The 26,871-nt window shown below is 27.9% G+C and carries 23 protein-coding genes; 14 read left to right on the forward strand and 9 right to left on the reverse strand.

The features are described from left to right. Nucleotides 1-26: 26 nt before the first annotated feature. A complete protein-coding gene (locus BINT_RS06840; protein WP_014487828.1) occupies nt 27-503 on the reverse strand; it encodes a MogA/MoaB family molybdenum cofactor biosynthesis protein in 477 nt (158 codons plus the stop codon). Then, nucleotides 475-924, reverse strand: a complete 450-nt coding sequence (locus tag BINT_RS06845; protein ID WP_014487829.1) for an MOSC domain-containing protein — start codon at nt 922-924, stop codon at nt 475-477. The genes BINT_RS06840 and BINT_RS06845 overlap by 29 nt, the downstream gene beginning before the upstream one ends. A 161-nt stretch (nt 925-1,085) precedes the next feature. Between BINT_RS06845 and BINT_RS06850 the strand changes: the two genes are divergently transcribed. The 4 genes from BINT_RS06850 (at nt 1,086) to moaC (ending at nt 4,779) form a co-directional block, all read left to right on the forward strand. Further along, complete coding sequence (locus BINT_RS06850) at nt 1,086-1,955, forward strand: XdhC family protein (RefSeq protein WP_014487830.1); 870 nt, start codon at nt 1,086-1,088, stop codon at nt 1,953-1,955. A gap of 347 nt (nt 1,956-2,302) precedes the next feature. Continuing rightward, a complete protein-coding gene (locus BINT_RS06855; RefSeq protein WP_014487831.1) occupies nt 2,303-3,523 on the forward strand; it encodes a molybdopterin molybdotransferase MoeA in 1,221 nt (406 codons plus the stop codon). Then, nucleotides 3,507-4,304 carry a GTP 3',8-cyclase MoaA gene (locus BINT_RS06860; RefSeq protein WP_014487832.1) on the forward strand — a complete coding sequence of 266 codons (798 nt, stop codon included), beginning with the start codon at nt 3,507-3,509 and terminating at the stop codon, nt 4,302-4,304. The genes BINT_RS06855 and BINT_RS06860 overlap by 17 nt, the downstream gene beginning before the upstream one ends. Before the next feature lie 25 nt (nt 4,305-4,329). Next, the gene (gene moaC, locus BINT_RS06865; RefSeq protein WP_014487833.1) at nt 4,330-4,779 is read left to right on the forward strand and encodes a cyclic pyranopterin monophosphate synthase MoaC; all 450 of its coding nucleotides are present in this window, start codon (nt 4,330-4,332) and stop codon (nt 4,777-4,779) included. Nucleotides 4,780-4,857: 78 nt separating this feature from the next. Here moaC and BINT_RS06870 read toward each other — a convergent pair whose 3' ends face one another. Further along, nucleotides 4,858-5,544: a hypothetical protein gene (locus tag BINT_RS06870; RefSeq protein ID WP_014487834.1), complete on the reverse strand. Its 687-nt coding sequence runs from the start codon at nt 5,542-5,544 to the stop codon at nt 4,858-4,860. A gap of 166 nt (nt 5,545-5,710) precedes the next feature. Next, nucleotides 5,711-7,543 carry a methyl-accepting chemotaxis protein gene (locus tag BINT_RS06875; protein WP_014487835.1) on the reverse strand — a complete coding sequence of 611 codons (1,833 nt, stop codon included), beginning with the start codon at nt 7,541-7,543 and terminating at the stop codon, nt 5,711-5,713. A 227-nt stretch (nt 7,544-7,770) separates the two neighbouring features. Here BINT_RS06875 and BINT_RS06880 point away from each other — a divergent pair, with 227 nt between their 5' ends. From BINT_RS06880 to tsf, 8 genes are all read left to right on the forward strand, one after another. Beyond that, on the forward strand, nt 7,771-9,393 hold the full coding sequence (locus tag BINT_RS06880) for a peptide ABC transporter substrate-binding protein (RefSeq protein WP_041177317.1): 1,623 nt from the start codon (nt 7,771-7,773) through the stop codon (nt 9,391-9,393). Between the two features lie 131 nt (nt 9,394-9,524). Continuing rightward, a complete protein-coding gene (locus BINT_RS06885; RefSeq protein ID WP_014487837.1) occupies nt 9,525-10,964 on the forward strand; it encodes an aminoacyl-histidine dipeptidase in 1,440 nt (479 codons plus the stop codon). 92 nt (nt 10,965-11,056) lie between these two features. Then, a complete protein-coding gene (locus tag BINT_RS06890) occupies nt 11,057-11,971 on the forward strand; it encodes a PLP-dependent cysteine synthase family protein (RefSeq protein ID WP_014487838.1) in 915 nt (304 codons plus the stop codon). 11 nt (nt 11,972-11,982) lie between these two features. Further along, nucleotides 11,983-12,711, forward strand: a complete 729-nt coding sequence (epsC, locus tag BINT_RS06895; RefSeq protein ID WP_041177597.1) for a serine O-acetyltransferase EpsC — start codon at nt 11,983-11,985, stop codon at nt 12,709-12,711. Nucleotides 12,712-13,165: 454 nt separating this feature from the next. Next, nucleotides 13,166-14,188: a sugar kinase gene (locus tag BINT_RS06900; RefSeq protein WP_014487840.1), complete on the forward strand. Its 1,023-nt coding sequence runs from the start codon at nt 13,166-13,168 to the stop codon at nt 14,186-14,188. Nucleotides 14,189-14,273: 85 nt separating this feature from the next. Then, the gene (locus BINT_RS06905; RefSeq protein WP_014487841.1) at nt 14,274-15,230 is read left to right on the forward strand and encodes an ROK family protein; all 957 of its coding nucleotides are present in this window, start codon (nt 14,274-14,276) and stop codon (nt 15,228-15,230) included. A 236-nt stretch (nt 15,231-15,466) separates the two neighbouring features. After that, the gene (rpsB, locus tag BINT_RS06910) at nt 15,467-16,282 is read left to right on the forward strand and encodes a 30S ribosomal protein S2 (protein WP_041177318.1); all 816 of its coding nucleotides are present in this window, start codon (nt 15,467-15,469) and stop codon (nt 16,280-16,282) included. Between the two features lie 46 nt (nt 16,283-16,328). After that, on the forward strand, nt 16,329-17,183 hold the full coding sequence (gene tsf / locus BINT_RS06915; protein WP_014487843.1) for a translation elongation factor Ts: 855 nt from the start codon (nt 16,329-16,331) through the stop codon (nt 17,181-17,183). 97 nt (nt 17,184-17,280) lie between these two features. On the opposite strand, the gene BINT_RS06920 is transcribed toward tsf, so the two are convergent. From BINT_RS06920 to BINT_RS06940, 5 genes are all read right to left on the reverse strand, one after another. Next, a complete protein-coding gene (locus tag BINT_RS06920) occupies nt 17,281-17,847 on the reverse strand; it encodes a hypothetical protein (RefSeq protein ID WP_014487844.1) in 567 nt (188 codons plus the stop codon). Between the two features lie 9 nt (nt 17,848-17,856). After that, nucleotides 17,857-18,729, reverse strand: coding sequence for a hypothetical protein (locus tag BINT_RS06925; protein WP_041177319.1), 873 nt, complete (start codon nt 18,727-18,729; stop codon nt 17,857-17,859). 437 nt (nt 18,730-19,166) lie between these two features. Continuing rightward, a complete protein-coding gene (locus BINT_RS06930) occupies nt 19,167-20,528 on the reverse strand; it encodes a tetratricopeptide repeat protein (RefSeq protein ID WP_014487846.1) in 1,362 nt (453 codons plus the stop codon). A gap of 14 nt (nt 20,529-20,542) precedes the next feature. After that, nucleotides 20,543-21,583, reverse strand: coding sequence for a hypothetical protein (locus BINT_RS06935; RefSeq protein ID WP_014487847.1), 1,041 nt, complete (start codon nt 21,581-21,583; stop codon nt 20,543-20,545). Between the two features lie 24 nt (nt 21,584-21,607). Continuing rightward, nucleotides 21,608-23,755, reverse strand: a complete 2,148-nt coding sequence (locus BINT_RS06940) for an ATP-grasp domain-containing protein (protein ID WP_014487848.1) — start codon at nt 23,753-23,755, stop codon at nt 21,608-21,610. Nucleotides 23,756-24,018: 263 nt separating this feature from the next. On the opposite strand from BINT_RS06940, the gene BINT_RS06945 reads away from it, so the two are divergent. Together BINT_RS06945 and BINT_RS06950 are read left to right on the forward strand one after the other, a co-directional pair. Further along, a complete protein-coding gene (locus BINT_RS06945) occupies nt 24,019-25,230 on the forward strand; it encodes a hypothetical protein (protein WP_014487849.1) in 1,212 nt (403 codons plus the stop codon). 314 nt (nt 25,231-25,544) lie between these two features. Beyond that, nucleotides 25,545-26,780 (forward strand): hypothetical protein, encoded by a 1,236-nt coding sequence (locus tag BINT_RS06950; protein WP_014487850.1) that lies wholly within the window; start codon nt 25,545-25,547, stop codon nt 26,778-26,780. Nucleotides 26,781-26,871 lie beyond the last annotated feature (91 nt).

Here is a 26,871-nt window from a genome sequence, read left to right on the forward strand (position 1 = left end):
TTTTATTTTTTGTATATGCTAATATTTTAATGTCCTTCACCTTTCATCATACTAATAATATGTTCTAGTAAAGGAATAATTAAATTAGTACAATATTCAGCACCTTTTTTACTTCCCGGAAAGTTTACTACAAATACATTATCATTAATTCCAGCATATCCTCTTGAAAGAGTGGCAAATATTGTGTCTTTTATTGACTCTTGTCTTATATAATCTGATATTCCTCTAACTTCTTTTTTACAAAATGCCTCTGTAGCTTCAGGAGTTACATCTCTTTGAGATAAGCCTGTTCCTCCTGTGGTTATTATAATATCAAAGTTATTTTTATTTTCATTTAAAGTGTTTAATATAGTATCATATTCGTCTGGAACTATGACTTTTTCAATATTTGTAATTTTTTCTTTTAAGTTATCTTCAAGAGTTTTTACTATAACAGCACCTGATTTATCTTCATAAATGCCTTTAAAAGCTCTGTCAGATACAGTAATAACAAGTATCTTCAAGTTTTATTTCCCCGCCTTTAATAACTCTTACAAATATACCTTTCTTAGGCATAATGCAGTCTCCTACTAATTGCTTTATATCGCATCCATGATGGCATGCTTTTCCTATTTTAGAAACTTCTACTATAGTATTTCCTATATACATTTTTGTTCCTATAGGCAGTTTATAAAGCTCAACATCTTTGGTTGTGATATTTTCAGCAAAATCACCCGGTTTTAGATTGGCTTTCATTTTATCATTAGTATATTCTATATCTTCAATAGCAAGTAAAGAAACTTGTCTGTCTTTTAATTTATCGAAATGGGCATCATTAAGAACGCCTTTATCTTCTACTAAAGTGATACTTTCTACAGGAGTTTTTACTGTGCCTGTATCTTTTGATATGTTTAATGAGATTAATTTGAAATATTTCTTTTCCATAATGCAATTCTAATTTTATAATTAACAAACTATTATTATTTAGAAGTTTATACAAAAAATAAAATATTCAATATAAATATAAATTTTTTTAGAATTTTATTTAAAAATTAAAAAAATTTATTATAATATTATTTGAAATTATTTTTTAATGGGAAAGTAAAATGAATAATAAGCAAATATTAGATAAAGCTTTGGAACTTATAAATAATAATATAGAAGCAGAACTAATAAAAATACTTAAAATATCAGGCTCTGCTCCAAGAACATTAGATGCCTTTATGATAGTTTATAAAGAAGATGATAAACAAAAAAATATTGGTACTATAGGAGGCGGATTATTAGAATTTGAAGCTTTAAAAGATGCTTATGTGCTTTTAGATAATAAAGAAAGTTCTATTAAAAAATATAATTTAACTCCTCAGGAAGCAGGCGGAATCGGTATGGTATGCGGAGGAAGTGCTGAGATATCATTTGTATATTTAAATGATAATAAAGATATGATAAGTAATTTGAAAAAAGAAATTGAGGATAAAGAAAGCAATGTTTATATATTCGGCGGCGGACATGTATCTTATGATTTGGTTGAAGTTTTGTATAAAATAGGTTTTAATTGCATTGTTATAGATGATAGAGAAGAGTTTGCAAATAAAGACAGATTTCCTAATGCTAGTAAAATAATAGTGGAAAATTATGAAAATGTTTTTGATAAAATAAGTATTACTGATAAAGATTATATAGTAATAGTTACAAGAGGGCATTCTCATGATTATATAGTTGAAAAAAATGCTTTGAAAACTAATGCATTATATATTGGAATGATAGGAAGTAAAAACAAAATAAAGACATTGCATGACAGATTAAAAAGTGAAGAAAATTATACTGATGAAATGATAACAAGAGTTCATGCCCCAATAGGAATAGCAATAGGTGCAGAGAGTACAGAAGAAATAGCAATAAGTATAGCAGCGGAACTTATACTTGTAAGGGCAAAAGCAGAAAATAGAAGAAAGATAAAAATTAATTTATTATAAATTACAATATTATTCGGAAAGTATAAACTTTAAAAAATGGAAGTATTTAATAATTTATATCTTAGTTATTAGAATTTTATACACCTAAATATGGCTTTATAAAATGCAGTTTTTTTGGTTCTTTTATACCAATAAAAGAACTGGGGTTTGGGGTAAAGCCCCAGATGTAAAAATAAGAATACAACTTTATTTTTTACAAAGTATATTTGTTTAGGTATATATTAATTTATTTACTAGATACTTTAGTATGAAAATTGTGAGCTTCTAGTAACTTTAGTTGCTAGAAAATTATAGCGGACAATTTTTATTTATAATAAGTAATTTTATTAGCAATAATAGGAGTTTATATGGCTAGAACTTTTTTACATCCGAATGAAGCTTTGGAATTGGTATTAAAAAATTCTGAAGATTATGGTAATGAAAAAATATCAGTACTTGATTCTTATAACAGAGTTTTGGTTGATGATGTTTATGCTTTGAATGATGATCCTCCTTTTAGTAAATCTTCTATGGACGGATATGCTTATAAAAAAGAAGATGAAAATAAAAATAGTTATGTTTTAATTGAAGATAAAATTATATATGCAGGACTTTGTGATAAAATTGAAGTCAAAAGCGGAGAATGTATAAAAATAATGACAGGTGCTATGATTCCTGAAAATTGCGATGCAGTTCAGAGAGTAGAGTGGGTAGAAGAAAAAAAAGAAAAAAAAGAAAATGGTAAAACAATTATTAATTTCACTAAAAAAGAAATAACTAATAATGTAATAAAAAAAGGCAATAATAAAAAATCCGGGGATAAAATATTAGATAAAAAAATGCTTTTACCTAAAGATGTTGCTATACTCGCAGGATTTGGTTATAATAATGTAGAAGTAAAGAAGAAAATAAATACTGCTGTAATATCTACAGGTAATGAAATAGCAAATATAGGAGAAAGTTTAAAAGAAGGACAGATATATGATGCTAATGCTCCTATGCTTGTTGCTAGAACTTCAGCTTTATCTTGTAACAGCAAATTTTATGGAAAAGTAAATGATGATGAAAAAGAGATAAAAGAAATATTATCTAAAGCATTAGAAGAAAATGATATTGTTCTTATAAGTGGCGGAGTATCTATGGGAGATTTTGATTATGTTCATAAAGAGTTATTAGAGCTTGGAGTTAATCAAATATTTCATGGTGTTGCTATGAAGCCCGGAAAGCCTTTGTTCTTTGGTAAATTAGGTAAAAAAGCTGTGTTTGCATTACCCGGTAATACTGTTTCTTCTTTTATGACTTTTGAAATAATGGTTAAGCCTTATATATTAAATTGTTTAGGTATAAATTATGATACTAATTATATAAAGGCTGTAATTAGTGAAGACTTTAAAAGAAAAGACACAGAAAGACTTGAATATATACCTGTTCATTTATTTTTTGATGATACAAAATTATTAGTCAAACTTATAAAGTATAATAATTCTTCTATGATATCATCATTTTCTGAAGCTAATGGTATATTAAAAATAGATATTGGAATTTCTGATATTGTCAATGGAAGTATAGTTGATGTTAGATTCCTTTAATAGAGAAATAAATTATATACGAGTTTCTGTTACTGACAGATGCAATTTAAGATGTGTATATTGTATGCCTGAAGAAGGTATTATGAAAAAAACACATAGTCAAATTTTAACTTATGAACAAATATATAATGTAGTTAAAGAGGCTTCTGAATTAGGAGTAAAAAAGGTTAGAATAACAGGAGGCGAGCCTTTAGTAAGAAAAAATATTGATGAGCTTGTAGCTATGATTAGAACTATAGATAAAGTAGATATAATAGCTATGACTACTAATGCGGTTTTGCTTGATGGTATTGCTGAGAAATTAAAAAATGCAGGGCTTGATTCAATAAATATATCTCTTGATACTTTAGACAGTGAAAGATATAAGTATATTACCAGAGGCGGAAATTTATACGATGCTATGAAGGGAATAAAAAAAGCTTCTGAATTAGGCTTTCAATTAAAGATTAATGTTGTTGTTTATGATGAAAAGAGTAAAGAAGAATTGCCATTGTTAAAAAAATATGCTGAGAGTATAAATGCTAAACTTCAAACTATTCAGTATTATAATCTTAACAGTCAAAAACTTGATTCTATAGATTATGACAGACCTGCAAGATGTAAATACTGCAATAGGATAAGATTATTATCTGACGGATATTTACTCAGTTGTTTGCATAGCAATATAAAGTTTAAAGTTGATTTTGATGATATAAGAGGCTCTATAATAAAATGTATTGAAGGAAAGCCTGAAAATGGTGCTTATAGCGATGCTGAATCATTAAGTATGATAGGCGGTTAATTAAATAAAAATTGAGGTTATAAAAATGAGTGATAAATTAACACATATAGATGAAAGCGGTAATGCTAATATGGTTGATGTTGGAGATAAAAATATTGTAAAAAGAACAGCAGAAGCTACAGGAAAAATATATTTATCAAAAGAAACACTAAAATTAATAGAAGAAAACAATATAAAGAAAGGCGATGTTATATCTGTTGCTAGGATTGCAGGTATTATGGGAGCGAAACATACTTCTGAACTTATACCTTTATGTCATAATATCAATATAGAAAAAGTATCTTTAGATTTTACTTTAGAAGAAGATGGAATAGTTATAAAATCTTATTGCCGATGCAGTTATAAAACAGGTATAGAGATGGAAGCCTTAACTGCTGTTAGTGTTGCCGCTCTTACAATATGGGATATGTGTAAGGCTGTTGATAAGAATATGAGAATATCTGATATTACTTTATTATCAAAAACTAAAAGTTAAAATTTTGAAATAAAAAAAGCATTGATTAAATTTATATATCTAATCAATGCTTATTATTTTTATCTATTTTAATTAATATTAATCAACAGGTTTTATTCTGAAGCTGAATTGAGCACCAATAGTAAAACTGTCGCTTCCTACATTATTTTTACCTTTAGGTCCGAAATCATATCCTAAATATAATCCTATTCCAGCATCTGAACTGTCTGATAAAGTACCTGAATCCTCATCAAATTCTGGAGTATAGAAATCAAATGTTAGTTTTATATAAGGTATAACAAACATTTGATTATAAGTATCTCTTATATATTGGAAATTCATATCTGTATAATAAGTACTACGTTCTGAAGATGAATATTCATTGTATGTCTTTATAGTTCCTGAAAAAGGAATTTTTAATCCTCCTCCTAATCCTATAGAAATATTTTTAATATTGAATTTAGGAAGCAAACCTAATTGCAAACTATGAAATGAGTTAATAACTGATTCTTTATATTGTCTGTCAGGATAATAGTTTGCAAATTGATTAAAAGCATATCCTATTTCACCTAATATACTTACACCAATACCATTATCTAAATATAGACCGTATCCAAGCTGGGCAGTAATTCCGCTATTTAAAACCACATCCACATTACGTCTTTCACCACTATTTCCAATAGGTATGCCAACAGAAATAAGCAGTGGAATATTTAATGCTGACTCAAAACCGCTAGCAGCAAATGCAGATGCACTCATTAATAACATTAATAAAAATTTTTTCATAATATTAATCCTTTATTATTTTTTTGATGTTTATATATTAGTATAATAATATTTTTTTTAATATCAATAATTATTTACAAAAAATAATTATTGATATTATTTATGATTTATCTATCATATGTATTTATTAGAGTAAAAACATATAATAGACAAATAAGATTTTTTATTAATTGAAATGGAAATAAGAGACTTGATCAACTATATTATTAGATTTATCCAGTACATCTTTACTAGCATTTGCTCCATCATTTGCTATTTTAGAAGTATCTTGAGTTATTCTGTTAATTTCTATAACAGCAGAATTAATTTGTGAAAGACTATTTTCTTCTTCTATAATGGCACTTGATATTTCTGTTAATAATGTAAGTACATCATTAACGGAAGCCTCTATCTGATTAAGTATATATGATGAAGCTTGAACAGATGCACTTCCATTTTGTATTTTTTCAATAGTTTCATTAGCTATTGCCGTGATATCTTTAGCAGCATTTCCAACATTAATTGCAAGGTTTCTAACTTCGCTTGCAACAACAGCAAAACCTTTTCCTTGATCTCCAGCTCTTGCAGCTTCAACAGATGCATTCAAAGCTAATATATTAGTTTGGAATGCTATTGATTCTATTATTTTTGTAATGTCAGAAATCTTTTTACTAGCCTCAGATATTAAAGCCATATTTTCCGATGTGGCATTTATAGCGTTTACTCCGTTTCTTGTAGCATTTGATACTTTTTCACTCATATTTTTTGCATTTCCAGCATTTTCAGCAGTCTCTTTCAATGATGAAAATACAAATTCTACAGATCTTGTTAATTCTTCTAAAGAACTTGCTTGAGATGTAGATCTGTCAGATAAATCTATATTTCCATTTGTAATAATATTAACAGAGTTATTAATTCCGTTTATATTATCTTTCATGCTGTAAATAATATCACCAAGTTTATTTTGCATATCGTTAAGAGCTCTTATTACATCACCAGTTTGATCTTTTTTATTTAATTCTTTTTCATCAAAATGAGTATTGAAATTACCTTTTGACATAGATTTTATTATAGAAATAGTATTATCTAATGTATTTGATATAGGTTTTGCTATCACTATAACTAATGTAGCCTCTATTGCTGATAATATTATAAATACGGATATTATCAATATAAGTAATTTTAATAATGATGAATTTAATTCTTTATTATCTAAACTAACAATTATATTCCAATTACTGTTTTTTATTTTTGATGATATATATGATATTTTTTTATCTATCCATCCATAATTATTATTATTTATAATATCATTTCTGTATTGAGATATTTCTTTATTATTGAATATATTTTCTTTTAATATATAATTTTCGTTTTGATTATATATATATAATCCATCTTTATTTATAATATTCAAATTATAGTTATATTTTTTTGCCTCTTCTAATGCAGAAGATATAATTTTGGAAAAATCAACATCTATTCCTACTACACCATTAATTTGACCATTAACATATATGGTTTTTGAAAAAGTTACTACAATAGATTTAGTGACAACATCTACATAAGGTTCTGATACTACTATTTCTCTTGAAGCTATAGCATTTTTATACCATTCTCTTGATGTTTGATCATAGTCGTTTGGCAGCTCTCCAATTGTATTTAATACCGTTCCTCCGTCTTTATATGGTATTGTATCAGCATAAAATATATTTATTAAATCAGTTTCATTTTTTATAATATTTCTGAACACATTTAATAAGTTATCTCTATTTACTTCTTTTTCTACATAAGAATAAAATATATTTATCTTTCCGTATAAAGAAGAAATATTATTTTCTATTTCTGATGAAATATTATATGCATTATATTTATTTGAATTTAAAAATCTAGTTTTATACTGAGGAAAATACAAAATATATATTGCTACACAAATTATAAATAATGCCGCCATATATGGTATTAAAAATTTAAATATTAAACTATTATTTCCAATACCACTTTTATTATTACCCAACATAAATACAACCTCTCTATAATTAAATTGAAAACAAATAAAATATTTTTTTAAAAACTATATTAATATACCTTATTATATAAAAATAGCAAATAGTATATTAAAAAAATAGTATTTGATTATATATGTAAATTAGGAATATTTATTTATAATAATTTTCAATTAATGTATTGTTGACTGAAATTTTATGCTGTGATAGAATATATTAACTATTTTTTGGAGTTTTATTTATGATTAAACTGTTAAAATCTGCAATTTTTTGTTTGGTTATATTTGTATTTTTCATTTCTTGTGGCGGAGGAAGCTCTAAATATGAGGAGGGAGTATTAAGACTTAATGTTGGTCCTGAGCCTCAAACTATAGACCCAACTTTGAATTCGGCTATAGATGGAAGTATGTATATAATTCATGCTTTTGAAGGACTTGCTACAAAAGATAAGGAAGGTAAAATAGTTGGAGGAGTTGCTGAAAGCTGGGATATTAGTGATAATGGAACTAAATATGTATTTCATATAAGAAGCAATGCTAAATGGTCAGACGGAAAACCTGTAACAGCAAATGATTTTGTTTATAGTTGGAGAAGGGCAACTGATCCTAAAACTGCTGCTAATTATAGCTATCAAATGGAACCTTTAAAAAATGCCAAAAAAATTACAGCAGGTGAAATGCCTGTGGATTCATTAGGAGTTAAGGCTTTAGATGATAATACATTAGAAGTAACATTAGAAGCACCTATACCATATTTTGATCAGCTAATGGCTTATCCTGTTTATTTCCCTTTAAGACAGGATATTATAGAAGCTAATCCTGATAGTTGGACTATGAGCCCTGAAACTTATATAGGAAATGGTCCTTTTAAAATGACTGAAAGATCTATTGATAATCAAATAGTAATGGAAGTTAATACTAATTATTGGAATGTTTCAGCTATAGTTCCTAAAAAATTGATATTTGTTTTAATGGATAATGGAACATCTGTAGTAGCAGGTATTAAAGAAGGTTCTATATATTTCTCTGACAGGGTTCCTACTCAAGATATGAATGTTTTAAAAGAGGAAGGATATTTACAAATAAAACCTTATTTAGCTCTTTATTATTATAGTTTAAATAATACTAATGAGACTTTAAAAGATGTAAGAGTTCGTAAAGCATTATCTTTGGCTATAGATAGAAATTATATAGTAGAACAGGTTACAAGAGGCGGACAGATTCCAGCTGCTGCGGTTGTACCAGCATTGATATCAGATGTAAGCGGAAGTTTCAGAACTAATGGCGGTGATTATTATAGCGTAAAACCAGAAGATTATACAAAAAATATAGAAGAAGCTAAAAAATTATTAGCAGAAGCAGGATACCCTGATGGCAAAGGTTTCCCTGTATTAGATTTTAAAACTAACCCAGGAGAACATACTTCTATATTTGAAGCTATACAGCAGATGTGGAAAAATAATTTAGGAATAGACAGCACAATATCAAGTGAAGAATGGGCAGTATTCCAACAAACTCGCTTGGATAAATCTTATGTAATTGCTAGAAATGCTTGGGTTGGAGATTATGATGACCCTATGACATTTTTAGGCATGTTCTTAAGTCATAGTGCACAAAATGCTGAAGGTTATAATAATCCTCAGTATGATGCTTTGCTAGCACAAGCTTCTTCTACAGGTGATAATAATGTAAGAATGCCTATACTTCATAAAGCAGAAGATTTATTTATGTCTGAAATGCCTATTATACCTTTGTATTTCTATACTTTACCTGTACTTGTTAATCCTAATTTGAAAGATGTACAGTATGATGTTTTGGGTAAACATAAATTTTTCTATGCTTATTTAGAAAATAATGAAAATTAAAAATTGATTATATTTTATTATTTTATAAAACAAGGGAGTAAAAACCCTTGTTTTTTATTTTGAAATTATACGATTATAGTTATAATATCTTATTATTGTAGTTATTATAACAGTTTTGGGAGGAAAGTTATATGTTTTTAAATAATTTTGATAATCTTGATTCTAAAGAAGTTTTCAGATGGTTTGCTGAAATAAGTAAAATACCTAGAAGATCTAAACAAGAAAAACAGATTAGTGATTTTTTAGTTCAATTTGCTAAAGATAGAAATTTAGAAGTATATCAAGATAAAGTAAATAATGTAATAATCAAGAAAGAAGCTACAAAAGGTTATGAGAATATAGCGCCTGTTATTATACAGGGACATATGGATATGGTTTGTGAAAAAACTAGCGAATCAAAGCATAATTTTGATAAAGACCCTATAGAGTTAATAGTTGAAGGAGATGTTTTAAGAGCTAATGATACTACTTTAGGGGCAGATGATGGTATTGCTGTTGCTTATGGTCTTGCTTTGCTTGATTCTAAAGATATACCTCACCCGGCATTGGAAATTCTAATTACAACTGATGAAGAAGACGGTATGTCAGGCGCATTTTCTGTTACTGATGAGCATTTAAATGGTAAAACACTTATAAGTTTGGATTCTGAGGCTGAAGGTGTACTTTGGGTAAGCAGTGCAGGTGGTATTAATGCTGTAGTTGAATTTAATATAGAGAGAGAAGTTAATAATAATCCTGCATTAAAAATAGAAATTAAAGGACTCAAAGGCGGACATTCTGGTATGGAAATTGATAAACAGAGAGCTAATTCTATAAAGATACTAGGAAGAGTTTTATATTCTGTGAAAGATTATATAAATATTTCTTATATAGAGGGCGGTTCTGTTCATAATGCTATAGCTAAGAGTGCCTATGCTGTTATTACTGCTGAAGATACAAATAAGGTTAAAAATATTATAGAAGAACTTTATAAAAAAATAAAATTTGAATATAGAGTCATTGATCCTGATATGGAAATAGTTATTTCAAATGCTGAAAATGTTAAAGAATGTTATAAAAAAGAATTAAGCAATAATGTTATAAATTTCATGATGCTATCGCCTGACGGAGTTCTTTATATGAGTAAAGATATAGAGGGATTGGTTCAGACAAGTGCTAATAATGGTGTGCTTAAAGAAAAAGATAATAAATTGATATTTACTATATTTATAAGAAGTTGTGTAGAAAGTTCATCAAATGAAATAGTTGCAAGGGTTAAGGCTTTATCTTCTTTAACAAATGCTTCTTTTATAGATCAAGATGGATATGCCGCTTGGGAATATGATCCTAATTCAAAAGTAAGAGATATAGCAGTAAAAGCATATAAAACAGTTACAGGCAAAGAAGCTGATGTATCTTCTGTGCATGTTGGTTTAGAATGCGGAATATTAAAACAAGCCTTAAAAGATGTTGATATTATTAGTATGGGGCCTAATATTTATAATGTTCATACTCCTAGAGAATATTTAAGTATATCTTCAGTTGATAGATTATGGAAAGTTTTAAAAGAAATTATTAAAAATATTAAATAATTAATTTGATATTAAAAATGTTTTTTATATACTATTGTTTTTATTTATTTATTAATATATATTAATATTCAATATATTTTTTTGGAGGTATCATGATATATAATAGCATACTTGATATGATAGGAAATACTCCCATTTTGAGATTAAAAAATATAGAATCTAAATTTAATTTAGGTGAAAATGTAGAGTTATATGGTAAAGTAGAAAAGAATAATCCAGCTGGTTCAATAAAAGATAGAGCTGTTAAACAAATAATATTAGATTTATTTAAAGAAGGTAAATTAAAAGAAGGTGCCACTATAATAGAACCTACTTCAGGAAATACAGGAATTGCTATGGCAGCTATTGGAAAGTATTTAAAATTAAATGTTATAATAGTTATGCCTTCATCTATGTCTGAAGAAAGAAGAAAACTTATAAGAAATTATGGAGCAAGATTGGAGCTAGTAGATGGCGGAATGGATGCTGCTGTAAAAAGAGCAGAACAATTAAATAAAAAAATACCTGATTCAGTTATACCTGGTCAATTTGTTAATGGTTCTAATGTAGACTCTCATTTTCTTACAACTGCTCCTGAAATATTTAGTGATATTCCAGATGTTGATTATATATTTGCTGGTATTGGTACAGGCGGTACTATAACAGGAATAGGAAAGTATGTAGTTGATAAAAATAAGAATACTATAGTTGTAGGTGTAGAACCTGAGTCATCTCCTTTACTTACAAAAGGACGTGCTTCTGCTCATAAAATACAGGGTATAGGACCTAATTTTGTACCGGAAATTTTAGATTTAAATGTTATATCAAAAATAATGGATGTATCCGATGAGAATGCCATAAATACAGCAAGAGATATATGTTTTAATGAAGGCTTGCTTGTAGGAATATCTTCAGGTGCAAATGTTTATGCGGCAATAGATTTATATAGAAATTTAAGAAAAAAAGATTATAAAATAAAAATGCTTTGCATACTGCCTGATACAGGCGAAAGATATTCTTGGAATTAATGGGTACTTTTATGAAATTGAAAACTTTTAATGAGCTTCCTAATCAAAAAGATATTAGGGATATAGTTAAACTTATAAGAGATTATACATTTCCTAATTTTTTTAGAGAAAGCCCTAATAGGGATATAGTTAAAAAAAGCATAGCTAAACTTTATATGAAAATAGTTACTGATGATTCTCGTTTATTGGATTTTATAGAACAGCTTGATGATATTGTTATAAGTTTAGAACATGATTTAGAATTTTTTTATCAATCAGATCCAGCTTCAAAGTCTTATGATGAAATAATATTCACATATCCTGGATTCAGAGCTATATTTCATTATAGGATAGCACATATATTCTATAAACAAAATGAATCTTTGATAGCTAGAACTATATCTGAATTTGCTCATTCAAAAACAGGTATAGATATTCACCCCGGAGCTGAAATAGGAGATTATTTCTTTATAGATCATGGCACAGGAATTGTTATAGGTGAAACTACTGTTATTGGACATCATGTAAAAATATATCAAGGTGTTACATTGGGTGCTTTATCATTAACTAATGGAAGAGCTTTAGAAGGTAAGAAAAGACATCCTACAGTATGCGATAATGTTACAATATATGCTAATGCTTCTATATTTGGAGGAAATACTACTATAGGTGCAAATGCTGTGATAGGAGCTAACTGCATAGTTTTAGAGTCAGTTGAAGAAAATAGAAAGTTAACTCTAAATGATAATATGTCTGTATGATTAAATATTTTTAGTATAAAAAAATAAAGCCTGTATTCAATTAGAATTCAGGCTTTTTATATTATTAGAATTTTGTACCATATATATATAAATTGTATGTCTATATCTGAATTTCAAAATATTTAATTTTCTACAAGATTTAAATAGCTGCTTGTTTGAGGTAAATAATTTTTTAAATTTTATTCTATATTTAATACTATTGAACAAGAATAAAAATTTAATTTGGTGATTATTCAAAAATACAAATCATTATATAAAGAATATAGTTGTTAATATTTAGGTGAAATTGGAAGAAGTTTTACTATATAAATTATAAAAATAAAGGAATTTTATTTCTTTTTTATTTTATTCATATAATTTTATTGAAATAATTATTAAAATAATGTACTATTATGTTAAGTTAATTATGTTAATTATGTGATTTATTATTTTTATAAATACAGAGGATTTTTCTATGGCTTCAGTTGTTACTTTTGGAGAAATAATGCTTAGACTTTCTCCTCCTTCAAATTTGAGATTTGTACAGGCTAATTCATTAGATGTAAGATTCGGAGGAGGCGAGGCTAATGTTGCTTTTGCTTTATCTAATTTCGGTATTGACGCTTCATTTGTTACTAAACTTCCTAATAATGATATAGGTCATGCTTGTATTAATGAATTAAGACGTTATGGTGTAGATGTATCTAATATAGTTTTGGGCGGTAATAGAATAGGTATATATTTTCTTGAAAAAGGTGCAAGTCAAAGAGGCTCTAAAGTAATATATGATAGAGCTAATTCTTCAATATCACAATGCACCAAAGAAGATTTTGATTGGGATAAAATTTTTGACGGAGCTAAATGGTTTCATCTTACAGGTATAACGCCTGCACTTGGAAAAAATGTTGCTGAAGTTTGTATAGAGGCTTGTAAAAAAGCTAAAGAAAAAAATATTACTATTAGTTTAGATTTAAATTATAGAAAGAAATTATGGACATCAAAAGAAGCTAATGAAACTATGAGTAAATTAATGCCTTATGTTGATATATGTATTGCAAATGAAGAAGATGCTGAAAAAGTATTCGGCATTAAAGCAAAAGACAGTAATATAATAGAAGGTAAATTATCTCATGAAGGTTATAAAGATGTTGCTAAAGAAATAGTAGACAGATTCAAAGTAAAAAAAGTTGGAATTGCTTTAAGAGGTTCAATTTCAGCAAGTGAGAATCTATGGTCTTGTATGCTTTATAATGGAGAAGAATATTTCTTTTCAAAAGAGTATTTAATAAAAATAGTGGATAGAGTAGGAGGTGGAGATAGTTTTGCTGCCGGACTTATATATTCACTTTTAAATGGTAAAGATGATAGAGAGGCATTGGAGTTTGCTTCTGCTGCTAGTTGTTTGAAACATTCTATTGAAGGTGATTTTAATGTTGTAACTGTTGATGAAGTTATGACAGTTTATAATGGCGATGCTTCAGGACGTATTCAAAGATAATTATAATTTATTTTTTATTCTTGACAATTTATACTCTTGATACTACAATTATATATATAAAATAAATAACTAGGAGTTTTAAATTATGAAAGAAGTAGTTATAGCTATAGATATTGGCGGAACATCTATGAAAGGTGCTGTTATAGAGGAAAACGGCAATATTTTATATAAAGATAATTTTGATATAAACCCTAGTCATACAACAGAAGAACATAAAAAAGTTATTACAGAATTTGTTGAGAAATTAAAAAGCAATATACCTAATGATTATAAACCTGTAGGTTTAGGAATAGACTGTCCGGGAGTTATGAATAGAGAAACAGTTCATATGGGAGGAGCTGAAAATATACCGGGGCTTAAAGGATTAAAATTTTCTGATATAGGTGATAAATTTAATTTACCTACAAAGACAGCTAATGATGCAAGTATGGCTGCTTTAGGCGAGGCAAAATATGGAAGCGGTAAAGAAAAGGATTATCAGTCTGTAATGTTTGTTACACTTGGAACAGGTGTTGGAGGCGGATTTGTACTTAATGGAAAATTATTTACTGGTTCTTTAGGCGGAGCAGGAGAGATCGGACATGTATTTGTAGTTCCTGATGGTGATAAATGTAATTGCGGATCAAGCGGCTGTATTGAACGTTATGCTTCTGCTACTGGCTTCATTGCTATGGCTAAGCAGAAAATTCATAAAGGGGTTATTCCTACTACTTTAACTTATGAAGAATTAGATAAAGGAAAGGCTAAGGCTTTATTTGATGCTGCCAAAAAAGGCGATGCACTAGCTAAAGAAACTATTGCAGAATGTTCTTATTATTTGGGTATGTCTATAGCTCAGGCTTTGAATATGCTTGATTTGGACTTGGTTCTTATAGGTGGCGGACTTTGTAAGGACTTTGATATGATGATAGAGCATATTAATAGAGGCGTGAGAAATTATGGTCTTAGAATGATGGTTGCCAATCTTGAAATAAAACCTGCTTCTTTAGGAAATGATGCCGGTGTTTTAGGATGTGCCGCTTTATTCTTTAGAAATAATTGATATTTGTAATTGACTTTTTTTTATATTATGGTATTATAAATTAAACCGATTATATTGGTAAACTTTTCCATAATAGCAAAATGTTCTTAGTTATTCTATTTTAGGATACATAAAAGACATTGTTACTAATTTAGTAATCAAAGCATTATGATTTTTATAATACTAATGTTTATATATAAAATTTATGGATAGGGTGCCTTAATCGGTACTCTATTTTTATTTTAAAGGATATGATTATGTCATTACCAGTTATGAAAGACCTTTTAGAGGCAGGCGTACATTTCGGACACCCAACTAGAAAATGGGATCCTAGAATGAAACCTTTTATTTTCCAAGAGAGAAATGATATCTATATCATTGACCTTATGAAAACTTTAACTTATGTTAAAAAAGCTCATGAAGCAGTAAAAGAAATGGCTAGAAACGGCGGAAATGTTCTTTTCGTTGGTACTAAAAAACAAGCTTCTCAGAGCATTAAAGAAGCTGCTGAAAAATGCGATATGTACTATGTTAATAATCGCTGGTTAGGCGGTATGCTTACAAATTTTGCTACTATCAAAAAAAGTATTGCAAGACTCAAAAAAATAGAAAAAGAAGAGGTTGATGGTACTTTTGATAAACTTCCTAAAAAAGAGGTTATACTTCTTCTTAAAGAAAAAGAAAGATTAGAGAAAAACTTTGCAGGTATTAAAGATATGGAAAATTTACCTGACATGCTTTTCGTAATAGACCCAATGCAGGAAGCTATTGCTGTAAGCGAAGCTAGAAAATTAGGAATACCTGTTGTAGCAGTTGTTGATACTAACTGTAACCCTGAAGTTATTGATCACCCAATACCAGGTAACGATGATGCTATAAGAGCTATTAGCTTATTTGCAGGTGTTGTTGCTTCTGCTGTTATAGAAGGACAAAATGAAGCAGGAAAAGAAACATTAGCTAAACATGAAAGTTCTTCTGATGAAGCTGCTGAAGAAGTTTATGATAATAGTGCTACAGAAGCTGCTGAAGCTGTTGCTGAAAAATATGGTGTTTCTCAAGAAGATGATCAGTAATAATATAAATTGTTAATAATAAAATATTTAATATAAAGGAAAATTAATGGCAAATATTAGTATGGATACTATTAAAGAGCTTAGAGAACGTACAGGCGTAGGTATAATGGACTGTAAAAAAGCTCTTCAAGAAACTGACGGCGATATGGATAAAGCTATTCGCCTTCTTAAAGAAAAAGGTGCGGCTGTTGCTGCTAAAAAGAATGAACGTACTGTTAAAGAAGGTTCTATAGGTTTTTGCGTTAATGATGATAAAACAAAAGTTGCTTGTATAGAACTTCAGTGTGAAACTGACTTCGTTGCTAAAAATGAATTATTCATCAATTTAGCTAAAGAAATTGCTAATACTGCTATGGGATTAGATGATGTATCAGTAGAAACAGTTTTAAATGCTAAAGGTTCTAATGGCGACACTATTCAAGGCATGATAAATGAAGGCATACAGAAATGGGGTGAAAAAACTGTACTTGCTGAAGCTAAAGTGATGAAAACTGATGGTTTCTTCGGTACTTATGCTCACTTCAATAATAAACTTGTTGCTATAGTAGAATTTGATGTTAAGCCTAAAGGTAAATGTCAGGAAATAGCTGATCAAATAGCTATGCATGTTGCTAGTGAAAAACCTTTAGCTTTGAATAGGGAAGGAATAGATCCTAATGCTGTTAAAGAGCAAAAAGAAATATTTGAAAAACAAGTTAGAGATGCTGGAAAACCTGAAAATATGATAGAAAAAATCGTTGATGGTAAAATGAGTTCTTGGTATTCTGAAAGCGTTCTTATAGACCAAAAATTATTTACTGACAACAAAATCTCTATTAAAAGTTTAATAGATGAAGTTTCTAAAGAAGCAGGTTCTACTGCAACTATTAAAAACTTTGTAATTGTTTCATTAGGTTTATAATTTAATAATTACTTAAAATAAAAATTAAGCGGATTGCTATTTTTAGCAGTCCGCTTTTTTATGCTCGTTATAAAATAATTATTAATAAGAAAATATATTAAAATTTAGCATATGAAGGATAATTTCCGCCTGAAACAGAAACATTTTCACTAGATATTATCATAAGATATCTAGTAGGTTTATAATTACCATAATCATTATATTTATAATTAGGAAAATCTATATATGCTTCACCCGTATCAGAGGCATAGCTTCCGTCTTCTCTTTGATGCGATCCATAAATTATAGTTTTTACTTCAGAAGTTTCTATTATTTTAGGAGTGCCTGTATCATCTACTATAGCTTCTATAAAACAATATTTCATTGTAGTAGGATGGCTCATACCTACATAAGGAATGATTAAAATATTATCTGTTTTATTAATACTAGCAGTAGGAGCACCATAACTAAAACTTAATCCTTCAAAATCCCTTATTTGATTAAATGTTTCATTGAATTTGCTGTCATAAGCATTTGTATAATTATTTACATCAAAAACATCTTCGTTTCCGTCGTTATTGTTGTTATTGCCGTTTGAAGAGCTGTCATTCGGATTTGATACATTATTATTACATGATATTATAAATAATAAACTAAATATTATAATCATTAATTTTTTTAACATTCTTTACTCCTATTCATCTTTTTTTAAATATACTAAAACAGAATATTCTTTAAGATTTTCTTTGTCAGTAAATCTGTAGCCTTTAAATGCTCTAGGCTTTACTTTGAAAGTTAATCTTTTATAATTTGCAGCAGGTCTCATCCATTCGTTTATTTCATTATCTGCAACATTATCTTCTACAAGAAAATCTCCTATAAATTCATAATCATATCTTGGATAATAAATGCTACTATAATCAGGTCTTATAACAGATTCATTGAAAGCTGTTATAATATCATTTTTTAATTGTATTTTATCATACTGTTCATATTTCTTTAAAGACGGACTTCTATGACTATAGCTATTTGTATAATAACCTAATGTATCATTATAATGAAAAGTACAAAGATCGATTGCTGAGCGTTTTACCATATATTTTGAGAACTGTAATTCTGTATATAGCCCTAAATATAATTCGTTTACTTCTCCGCTGCTTTCATTAGTTAATGATACCAAATAAGTTTTTAGATAATCGCCTAAATCTTCTTTTCTGTATTCTGTTAATGCAGTATCTCTTACATTAACTCCTTTATATGATACCCTTATATAGTCAATTTCATCTAATAGTCTTTCATCATTGAATGTTATAGGTATTTCATATACTGTTTTTCCGGTTTCAGACTGTACGCTTTTGAATGATGTAAGATTTCCAGATACTCTACTATTTAAATAATATGTAACAGGTATTAATATCTCTACTTCTGACGGATCAAATTTTGAGGTTATATTACCATTATCATTTCCTCCGTTATTTGAAGTAGGGTCTGTTGTTTTTTTATTGCAGGAAAATACAAATATAAGCAATAAAATCGTTAAAAAAATAGGTTTGTAAAGTCTTTTCATAACTTAACTCCGTATAATATTTTATAATAAAGCAAAGAGTGCTTTCTTATCATTTTGAAAAATAAAAGTTTTGGAATACAATATGAAAATGTATTTATATTATCATAATATTTTTTTATTGATAAATTTTTTATGAATGTATTATTTGTGAAAAGTATTAATATATTATTGCTGATGCTTGATGCTTGATGCTTGATGCTTGATGCTTGATGCTTGATGCTTGATGCTTGATGCTTGATGCTTGATGCTTGATGCTTGATGCTTGATGCTTGATGCTTGATGCATATTTTTACCCAATCATTAAATACTAATAATTATGATAGTATATATTTTTTTATTATTTATGTCAAATGATATTTTTATATTAATAATAAAAAAGGTTATGACAAAAATCATAACCTTTTTTAATAGAGTATAATAAATGAGTTATTAGTTCATTAATCGCTGAATGATATAACACCTTCAATAATAGCCTCAAATCTTTCAGGTTCAATGATCATTACTGTATCATCTACTTTCAAGTTAGGAGCGAAATCACCTATACTTATTAAGAAAGAGTGGGCACTCTTGTACTGTCTTGCATATTCCATAAACTGATCAACAGTATCCTGTCTCATAGGATATCCTGAAGTATCTAATGCAAATGTACTCTTATATGACTGACCTTCAGAACCAAATTTCTTAATAGTTACAAAGAATACCAATGTATCAGATTTTTTAGTATGATCTGTAACTACATATCCGTTTAATGTTAATATTCTATAGAAGTATTTTTCAAGATATTCTATAATATCCATTTCCAATGCAGTTCTGAATGCATTATTGGCAATAATAGAACTATAAGTTTTCAATTTTTGATCAACATCTAAGTATATATTTCTTATAGATTTAATTATTTCCCATTGTTTAACAGCAGCCTCAAACTGTTTATTTTTTACCAAAGTTTCAGCATATCTATATCTTTCATCTACAACTTTTTCGCTTGCTATATTTTCTTTAGTTAAAACCTGTCCGTAATATTCTCTAGCTTTAGAGAAGTTGCCAAGTTCATAATAAGAATTAGCAAGATTCAAAGATATTGCATCTTTATCTGATATTTCATTACTTTCATAAGCTATTTCTAATTCTTTTATAGCATTTTGGAAGTCTCTGCTTGAAGATAATATTTCACCTAAAAGTAAATGGTATTCAGGGTTTGAATTATCCAAAGCAATAGCTTTTTCTATTTGCTGCTGAGCAGCATGATATGAACGAATTTTGTAAAAACAAAAAGCCAACATATATAATAGCTGAGGATTGCTGTCATTTTGAGCTACGGCTAATGAGAAATATTTTTGTGCTTGTACCCATTCACCATAATTATAGCATACAACTCCTGCTTTATATAATGAATCATAATCCTGATCCCTTATTTTTGTAATCATATCATATTCATCTATAGCTTTTTTACTGTTTCCTGTTTGCTCATATATTTTTGCTAAGAATTCTCTTACAGATAATTCTGTTAATTCTTTTGTAAAATAAGCCCCATCTATCATATTCTGCAATGCTGCCATAGCCAATATATATTGCTGTTGTTTATAATACATATTAGCAGTCATCCATAATATATTAGCATCTTTTTTATATTTAGGGTCTAAAGTATTAATCTCGCGCATGGCTACATCATAGTTTTGTTCATTATAAGCCTGAACAATTTTTTTAAGTTTAATAGGGTATGAGCCGCTCTTTATAACATATTGAGTGGCAAAACCTAATAAAACAATTAAGACTAATATTACAATTAATGAAGCTTCCACGGTTCTTATCCCTTTTATTCATAATATATAACTGGACTTCCAGTTTCTTCTGATTCATTTAAAGCATCTTTGATTTTTTTCATCATATTGTCTTTAACAACAAATACAGACATCTTGTTTGACATATTATGAGAAAAATCAAATCCGCTTACAGCCATAGATACATTAATATCTACAGATTCATCATTGTATTCAAAATTATAATTTTTCAATGCTTTAAAATATCTTTTTGTAGCTTTCCAAGCCTCTTCTTCATTGGCAAAAATTACAGAATATATAATACCTTCATAAAGTAGGCATTGATTTTCCCCAATTCTTGCATTTTTCTTTATAGCTTTTATAAGCTCATCTTCTAATTTTCTATAAGCAGCATTTCCATATTCTTCTCTTATAGAGCTTGCATTTGATATTTTGAAAGCTATTATTCCTATAGCATGCTTATATCTCTGTGAAAATGCTATTATATTTTTTATAGTGCTTGAAAATATTTCATATTCTGATTTATCTATTCTAACTATTTCATATTCATTGTTTTCATAGTAATTTTCATTATCTTCTTCTACAGTATCATCTCCTATATTATATCCCAAATTGTATAATATAGTTTTATACATAAATATCATAAGTTTTTTCAAATTATATGATAACTGTATAGATATGAAGAATAATCCTATAGCCAATATACTGCTATAGAATGTATAATCTCTTTTATATAATAACTTTTGTACTTCAGGAACATAACTTAAAGATAATATCAATATTACGGAAGTAACAACAAAAAAAAGTAAATTTTCTATTGTTCTAGAAACACCTGTATAACTTTTTGTAGGCTGCATTAATACTATAATAAAAGCATATAATATAGAAATTCCAATCCATATCCAAACCCAAACATCAAGTGCATATAATAAATACACAAAGAAATTTTGAGTATTAGGTGATATTAGCAATATGTATATAGGTATAATTACAGCACTATATATCAAAGTGCATATCATAGCAGCAAAAAAGCCGTATATATATGATTTAGATAAGTTTATTTGTTTATCTTCCATAATAGCTACCTAATTTTGTACTAATTAATATTTAATATAATTAACATCACCTGTTTGTCCAAATAGCTTTATCATCTTTTCTAGTTTATCTCTATTTGAATATAATAAATATTCAAGTCCCTTTCTTCCTTTTCCTATAATAGAGATAAAACTTTCTTCAGTAACACAAACAGCATTTGCTCCCAATACTAAATATTTAAATACATCAACTCCATATCTAGGAGATTCTGCAAGTATATTAAAGTGGTGATTTGAATTAAAATCTACTTTATTTACAGTATCGGCAACTTTTTCCATACCTTTTAATGCATACTTATTATTATTTGAAAAATAAACATTATTTATATGAGATATTTTCATATTATCCAAATCTCTATTGCTTGATATCCCTTTTATGATTAAAGGTATATCTAATTGCTTGGCTATTTTTGCTAAATCTTTTTCAGTTTTAAAATGTATCTTATTTAATTCATTTATATTATAGCAGTAAGTAAAATCTATACCAACAGCACAAGCACCATTTTTTTCTGCTGATTGTAATTTCTGTGTTATTATTTCTTGGGTATTATTACCGTCTATCATAATAATACCTCTTTTCCTTCCTTTTATAGTTTTTAATGATAATTCAAATATTTCATCATCATTAAAATCATTGAATATGGCAAGTACTTCACAATTAGAAGCTACATCTATAACTGTTTCATAATATTCTTTTATATCCATAATTCCGTTTATTGCTTCTCTTAAATTATGAATTGTATCTATTATAGTAGGCTGAGATAGATGCATATTAAATAGATTTATTTCTATATTTGCCTCTGGTTCTTTATGAATTATGCTAGGGCTGAAATTATATTCAGAAAGTCCTGTTTTATCTTCACTATCTTCAACAAATAAATATGAAGCATTTGAATTAGATGATAATTTTTCTTTAGCTATCTTTTTGATTTCATCTATAGTGATACTTTTTTCATCTGTTAATTTGAAATGTACGCAGCTCATAGCTTTATTTGCCATAGCTATAGCTTCATCTCTTGTATTTCCTACAGCTATTATATTACCGGCTTTCTCTAAATTGTTTGTAGGAGTAACTAATATATCACCAGGTTTTGTTTTAATAAATATTTCTTTAATACCTTCTATTTTTTTAGCATTTTCAATGCCGTCAATAGATTCTATTATTCCTGTACCGGGAAGAAATGCTTTTTCAACAGAAACTTTATCCCATTTAGGTTTTAAATCGCTTGGAGGATTTCCTAAAGCTATTTCTATTGCATTTTTTATTAAATTTACGCCTGTAGCAAAAGGGTAGGTATAAGCACTCATAAAACCACCGGATAATCTTGCAGCTATTTCTCCAACCATAGCACCATTTTTAGTTACTTTTATATCACCTTTGGCAGCTCCGATTTTTAAATTTAATGCTTTTATACCAGCTTTCATAACATTAATAGCATCATCCAGCTTTTCCTTTTCTAATGCAGAAGGCAGTATATGACCTGTTTCTATAAAAAATGGAGGAAATTCTATTATTCTGTCTGCAACACCTGTAACATATATTTCATCATTATATATAAGCATATCAATAGAAAGTTCAGGACCGTCCATAAACTCTTCCATTATTACTTCTCCTGAAGGCGAAGCACTTTTAGCCCTGTTAAATGCTGCTAATACATCGCTTTCACTTGATACTTTCATTACACCTCGAGCCCCCATATTATCAGCAGGTTTAACAACAACAGGTGTATTCAAATGTTTATATGCATCCATTGCTTCTTCATAATTCCATACAGGAAAGAAATTCGGCTGAGGTACATTATTTTTCTTAAATCTTTCACGCATTCTTATCTTATTTGAAGCAGCATAAGCATCTTCAAATCTATTTCCAGGAAGTCCTAAAGCATTAGCCACAGCAGCAACGGTAGTAGAAGCATCAGTACCTACAGTAATAACTCCATGTATTTCCATTTTCTGGCTTAAATCTCTTGCTGCCCTTACACTTCCATCAACATCTCTAGTTGATACTATCATAGGATAATCGGCTATCTTCATACCTGGAGCATCTTTATTATAATCAAAAACTATTGTATAAAGTCCCATTTCCTGAGCTATTTGTATTGCTGGTACTTGAAGAAGTCCTGCACCTATTATTATTATACGTTTGCCTTTCATATCAATATTGCCTTTTATAATTAATTTAAAATATTCCTATATAGTGTTATTAATATCGAAATTTTAATACCAAACTAGAGAAATTTTAATTATATAGTTTGTAAATATTATTGAATATTATTGAATATTATTGAATATTATTGAATATTATTGAATATTATTGAATATTATTGAATATTATTGAATATTATTGAATGTGTGTTACAATTTATTTAAATATTATATATAAATGATATCGCTTTTATTATTTAATGGGGAGTAAAATGAAAAAATTATTATTTATTTACTTAAGTATTTTTACAGTATTTATAGTATCATGCGGTAATAAAGTGCTGAATCCATCAGAGAGTGTTGATGGTATAACTTATTATGATGTTAATAATGCAGAAACAGCTAAATTTAATATTTCTGTTTTTTATGATGACCCTAATAAGCCAGAGGTATTAAATGATATAGAGTTTAAAAAAATTGCTGAATCTGGTAATGCTATAGTTTATATTCAAAGCGGTCAATCATTTGATATTAATAATGTAAAGAAGTGTTTCAATAAATTTGAAGCAAATTATGATGAAGAAGTAAAAATATATGGAGAGCCAATATCTTTTCCAAATATTAATAATGATAAAGTGGTATTCTTGATATATGATTTTTATCCTAAATCTGATCTATCTGGGACAGGATTCTCTAATTCGGATGATTTACAAAATAATGCTAAAACTATCAATCATGGTAAGTATCTGTATATACATAGCAAATATCTAGAAGACCCTGATAATGTAGCTGCCACAATGATGCATGAATTTCAGCATTTGATTAATGCTAGTGTTAATCTTATGAATGGCAAAAAAGCTATGGATTTATGGCTAAATGAAGCACTTTCAGAATCAACATCTGTTTTATTTGCCCCTGCTATGTATGATAATAGAGCATCTGGTTTTAATAGTTTTCCTTATTATTCTTTTTATTCTTGGTATATTCAGGGAATAATACCTATTAATGGTCTTATTCAAATTAGTTATTGCTCTTCATCAATATTTATGAAATGGATTGAACATGTAGGCGGTATAGAAACTATTAATAAAATAGCACATTCAAGTCCTTTATTAGATACAAGAACTAGATTGGTGAATTCCGTTAAAGGTTTAAATATTGGTAATAGTGTAGAGGAAATATTTATTTCTTGGATAAAAGATATATATAAAGGTAATCTTCCTGGGGTTCAAGTTACAGAAATACCTCTTGACCCTAATAATAATCCATTAATAATACCTGGTCAAGGGTTCCCTTTGGTACCTGGAGCATTTATAATTTATAATGCTAATAAATATAATTTGAATAATACAAGTATCAAAACAGAACTTTTGGATGCAGAAAAAAATATTTATTTGGCATGGAATCCAAACTTTGATTCTGTTGATGTTGAAGGTACAATTGATCCTAGTGCTGTTATGTGGATTAACGCAACTCCTAAATAATCATTATTAAAAAGCGAAATGCTTAACTTTGATTCTTCAAAATTTAGTAGAATGCCTATAGATAAAGTATTAACACTTGAAGAAGTTATGAGAGCTAAATATAGAAAATAAAAATAATAATTAAATATTTAATGAAGTTAGGCTGCTGTTTATTAAATGGCGGCCTAATTTTATATTGGTATATGTATTTTTTATATCAGAGCAGGGAAATGTTAATTATATAGTTTGTAAATGTTATTGAATGTATGTTATAGTTTATTAAAAAATTGTACATATATGAATAATATTATTTTTATTATTTAATGGGGAGTAAGATGAAAAAATTATTATTTATTTACTTAAGTATTTTTACTGTATTTATATTATCATGCGGTAACAAAGTTATGAATCCAACAGAGAGTGTTGATGGTATAGTTTACTATGATGTTAATAATACAGAAACAGCTAAATTTAATATTTCTGTTTTTTATGAGGATCTTAATAAGCCAGAGGTATTAAATGATATAGAGTTTAAAAAAGTTGCTGAATCTGATAATGCCATAGTTTATATTGAAAGCGGTCAATCATTTGATATGAATAATGTAAAGAGTTTTTTTAATAAATTTGAAGAAAATTATGATGAAGAAGTAAGAATATACGGAGAACCAATATCTTTGCCAAATATTAATAATGATAAATTGGTATTTTTAATATATAATTTCTTTCCTAAATATCCTCTAGCTGGGGGAGGATTTTTTAATATCTCTGATTTATATGATAATAAAAAAGATCCTGTTCTTAATAAAGGTAAGTATATGTATATAGATATCAAATTTGTAAAAGAAGTTAATATAGTCTTTGGTGTAATGCTTCATGAATTTCAGCATTTGATTAATGTTAGTGTCAATAGAGTTAATGAAAAACAAACTATGAATTTATGGCTTAATGAAGCACTTTCAGAATCAACATCTGTTTTATTTGCCCCTGCTATAAGTGGAGGTAGAAACAAAATATTTAATTTATTACCATACTATTCTTTTTATTCTTGGTATATTAATGATATAATACCTACACGAAGTTCTTTTGATGCTATTAATGTAAGTTATTCTTCTTCATCAGTATTTATGGAATGGATTTTAGAGAAAGGCGGTAAAGAAGCTATTAGAGCTATAGCAAATTCAGATCCTTCATTAGAGACAAGAGCTAGATTGGTTAACTCCGTAAAAGATTTAAATATTGGTAATGATATAGAAGAAATATTCATTTCTTGGATAAAAGATATTTATTACGGCAGGCTTAATCAGTTTACAGTTCGTCCTTTTGATTTTTGGGATGATACTTATTCTAATTTGTTAATGGATCCTAATAAAGGATTGGCTTTGGTACCTGGAGGATTTATAATTTATGATGCTAATAAATATAATTTAGATAATATTCAAGGTCTTAAGAAACAAGTTTTGGATGCAGAAAAGAATCTTTATTTAGTATGGAATCCAAAATTTGATTCTGTTGATGCTGAGGGGCATGTTAGTGAGAATGATGTTATATGGATTAATGCAACTCCTAAATAATCATTATTAAAAGGCAAATGCTTAACTTTGATTCTTCAAAATTTAGTAGAATGCCTATAGATAAAGTAGTAACAACTGAAGAAGTTATGAG

The sequence above is a fragment of the Brachyspira intermedia PWS/A genome, assembly GCF_000223215.1.
GTDB lineage: Bacteria > Spirochaetota > Brachyspiria > Brachyspirales > Brachyspiraceae > Brachyspira > Brachyspira intermedia.

What these genes read in the sequence shown, in the direction of transcription:
- BINT_RS06945 (WP_014487849.1), top strand. Translation starts at nt 24,019, where the DNA reads ATGAAAAAATTATTATTTATTTACTTAAGTATTTTTACAGTATTTATA.
- BINT_RS06875 (WP_014487835.1), bottom strand. Translation starts at nt 7,543, where the DNA reads ATGTTGGGTAATAATAAAAGTGGTATTGGAAATAATAGTTTAATATTT.
- rpsB (WP_041177318.1), top strand. Translation starts at nt 15,467, where the DNA reads ATGTCATTACCAGTTATGAAAGACCTTTTAGAGGCAGGCGTACATTTC.
- BINT_RS06920 (WP_014487844.1), bottom strand. Translation starts at nt 17,847, where the DNA reads ATGTTAAAAAAATTAATGATTATAATATTTAGTTTATTATTTATAATA.
- BINT_RS06880 (WP_041177317.1), top strand. Translation starts at nt 7,771, where the DNA reads ATGATTAAACTGTTAAAATCTGCAATTTTTTGTTTGGTTATATTTGTA.
- epsC (WP_041177597.1), top strand. Translation starts at nt 11,983, where the DNA reads ATGAAATTGAAAACTTTTAATGAGCTTCCTAATCAAAAAGATATTAGG.
- BINT_RS06940 (WP_014487848.1), bottom strand. Translation starts at nt 23,755, where the DNA reads ATGAAAGGCAAACGTATAATAATAATAGGTGCAGGACTTCTTCAAGTA.
- BINT_RS06950 (WP_014487850.1), top strand. Translation starts at nt 25,545, where the DNA reads ATGAAAAAATTATTATTTATTTACTTAAGTATTTTTACTGTATTTATA.
- BINT_RS06850 (WP_014487830.1), top strand. Translation starts at nt 1,086, where the DNA reads ATGAATAATAAGCAAATATTAGATAAAGCTTTGGAACTTATAAATAAT.
- BINT_RS06885 (WP_014487837.1), top strand. Translation starts at nt 9,525, where the DNA reads ATGTTTTTAAATAATTTTGATAATCTTGATTCTAAAGAAGTTTTCAGA.
- BINT_RS06870 (WP_014487834.1), bottom strand. Translation starts at nt 5,544, where the DNA reads ATGAAAAAATTTTTATTAATGTTATTAATGAGTGCATCTGCATTTGCT.
- BINT_RS06905 (WP_014487841.1), top strand. Translation starts at nt 14,274, where the DNA reads ATGAAAGAAGTAGTTATAGCTATAGATATTGGCGGAACATCTATGAAA.
- BINT_RS06845 (WP_014487829.1), bottom strand. Translation starts at nt 924, where the DNA reads ATGGAAAAGAAATATTTCAAATTAATCTCATTAAACATATCAAAAGAT.
- BINT_RS06860 (WP_014487832.1), top strand. Translation starts at nt 3,507, where the DNA reads ATGTTAGATTCCTTTAATAGAGAAATAAATTATATACGAGTTTCTGTT.
- BINT_RS06925 (WP_041177319.1), bottom strand. Translation starts at nt 18,729, where the DNA reads ATGAAAAGACTTTACAAACCTATTTTTTTAACGATTTTATTGCTTATA.
- moaC (WP_014487833.1), top strand. Translation starts at nt 4,330, where the DNA reads ATGAGTGATAAATTAACACATATAGATGAAAGCGGTAATGCTAATATG.
- BINT_RS06935 (WP_014487847.1), bottom strand. Translation starts at nt 21,583, where the DNA reads ATGGAAGATAAACAAATAAACTTATCTAAATCATATATATACGGCTTT.
- BINT_RS06855 (WP_014487831.1), top strand. Translation starts at nt 2,303, where the DNA reads ATGGCTAGAACTTTTTTACATCCGAATGAAGCTTTGGAATTGGTATTA.
- BINT_RS06890 (WP_014487838.1), top strand. Translation starts at nt 11,057, where the DNA reads ATGATATATAATAGCATACTTGATATGATAGGAAATACTCCCATTTTG.
- tsf (WP_014487843.1), top strand. Translation starts at nt 16,329, where the DNA reads ATGGCAAATATTAGTATGGATACTATTAAAGAGCTTAGAGAACGTACA.
- BINT_RS06900 (WP_014487840.1), top strand. Translation starts at nt 13,166, where the DNA reads ATGGCTTCAGTTGTTACTTTTGGAGAAATAATGCTTAGACTTTCTCCT.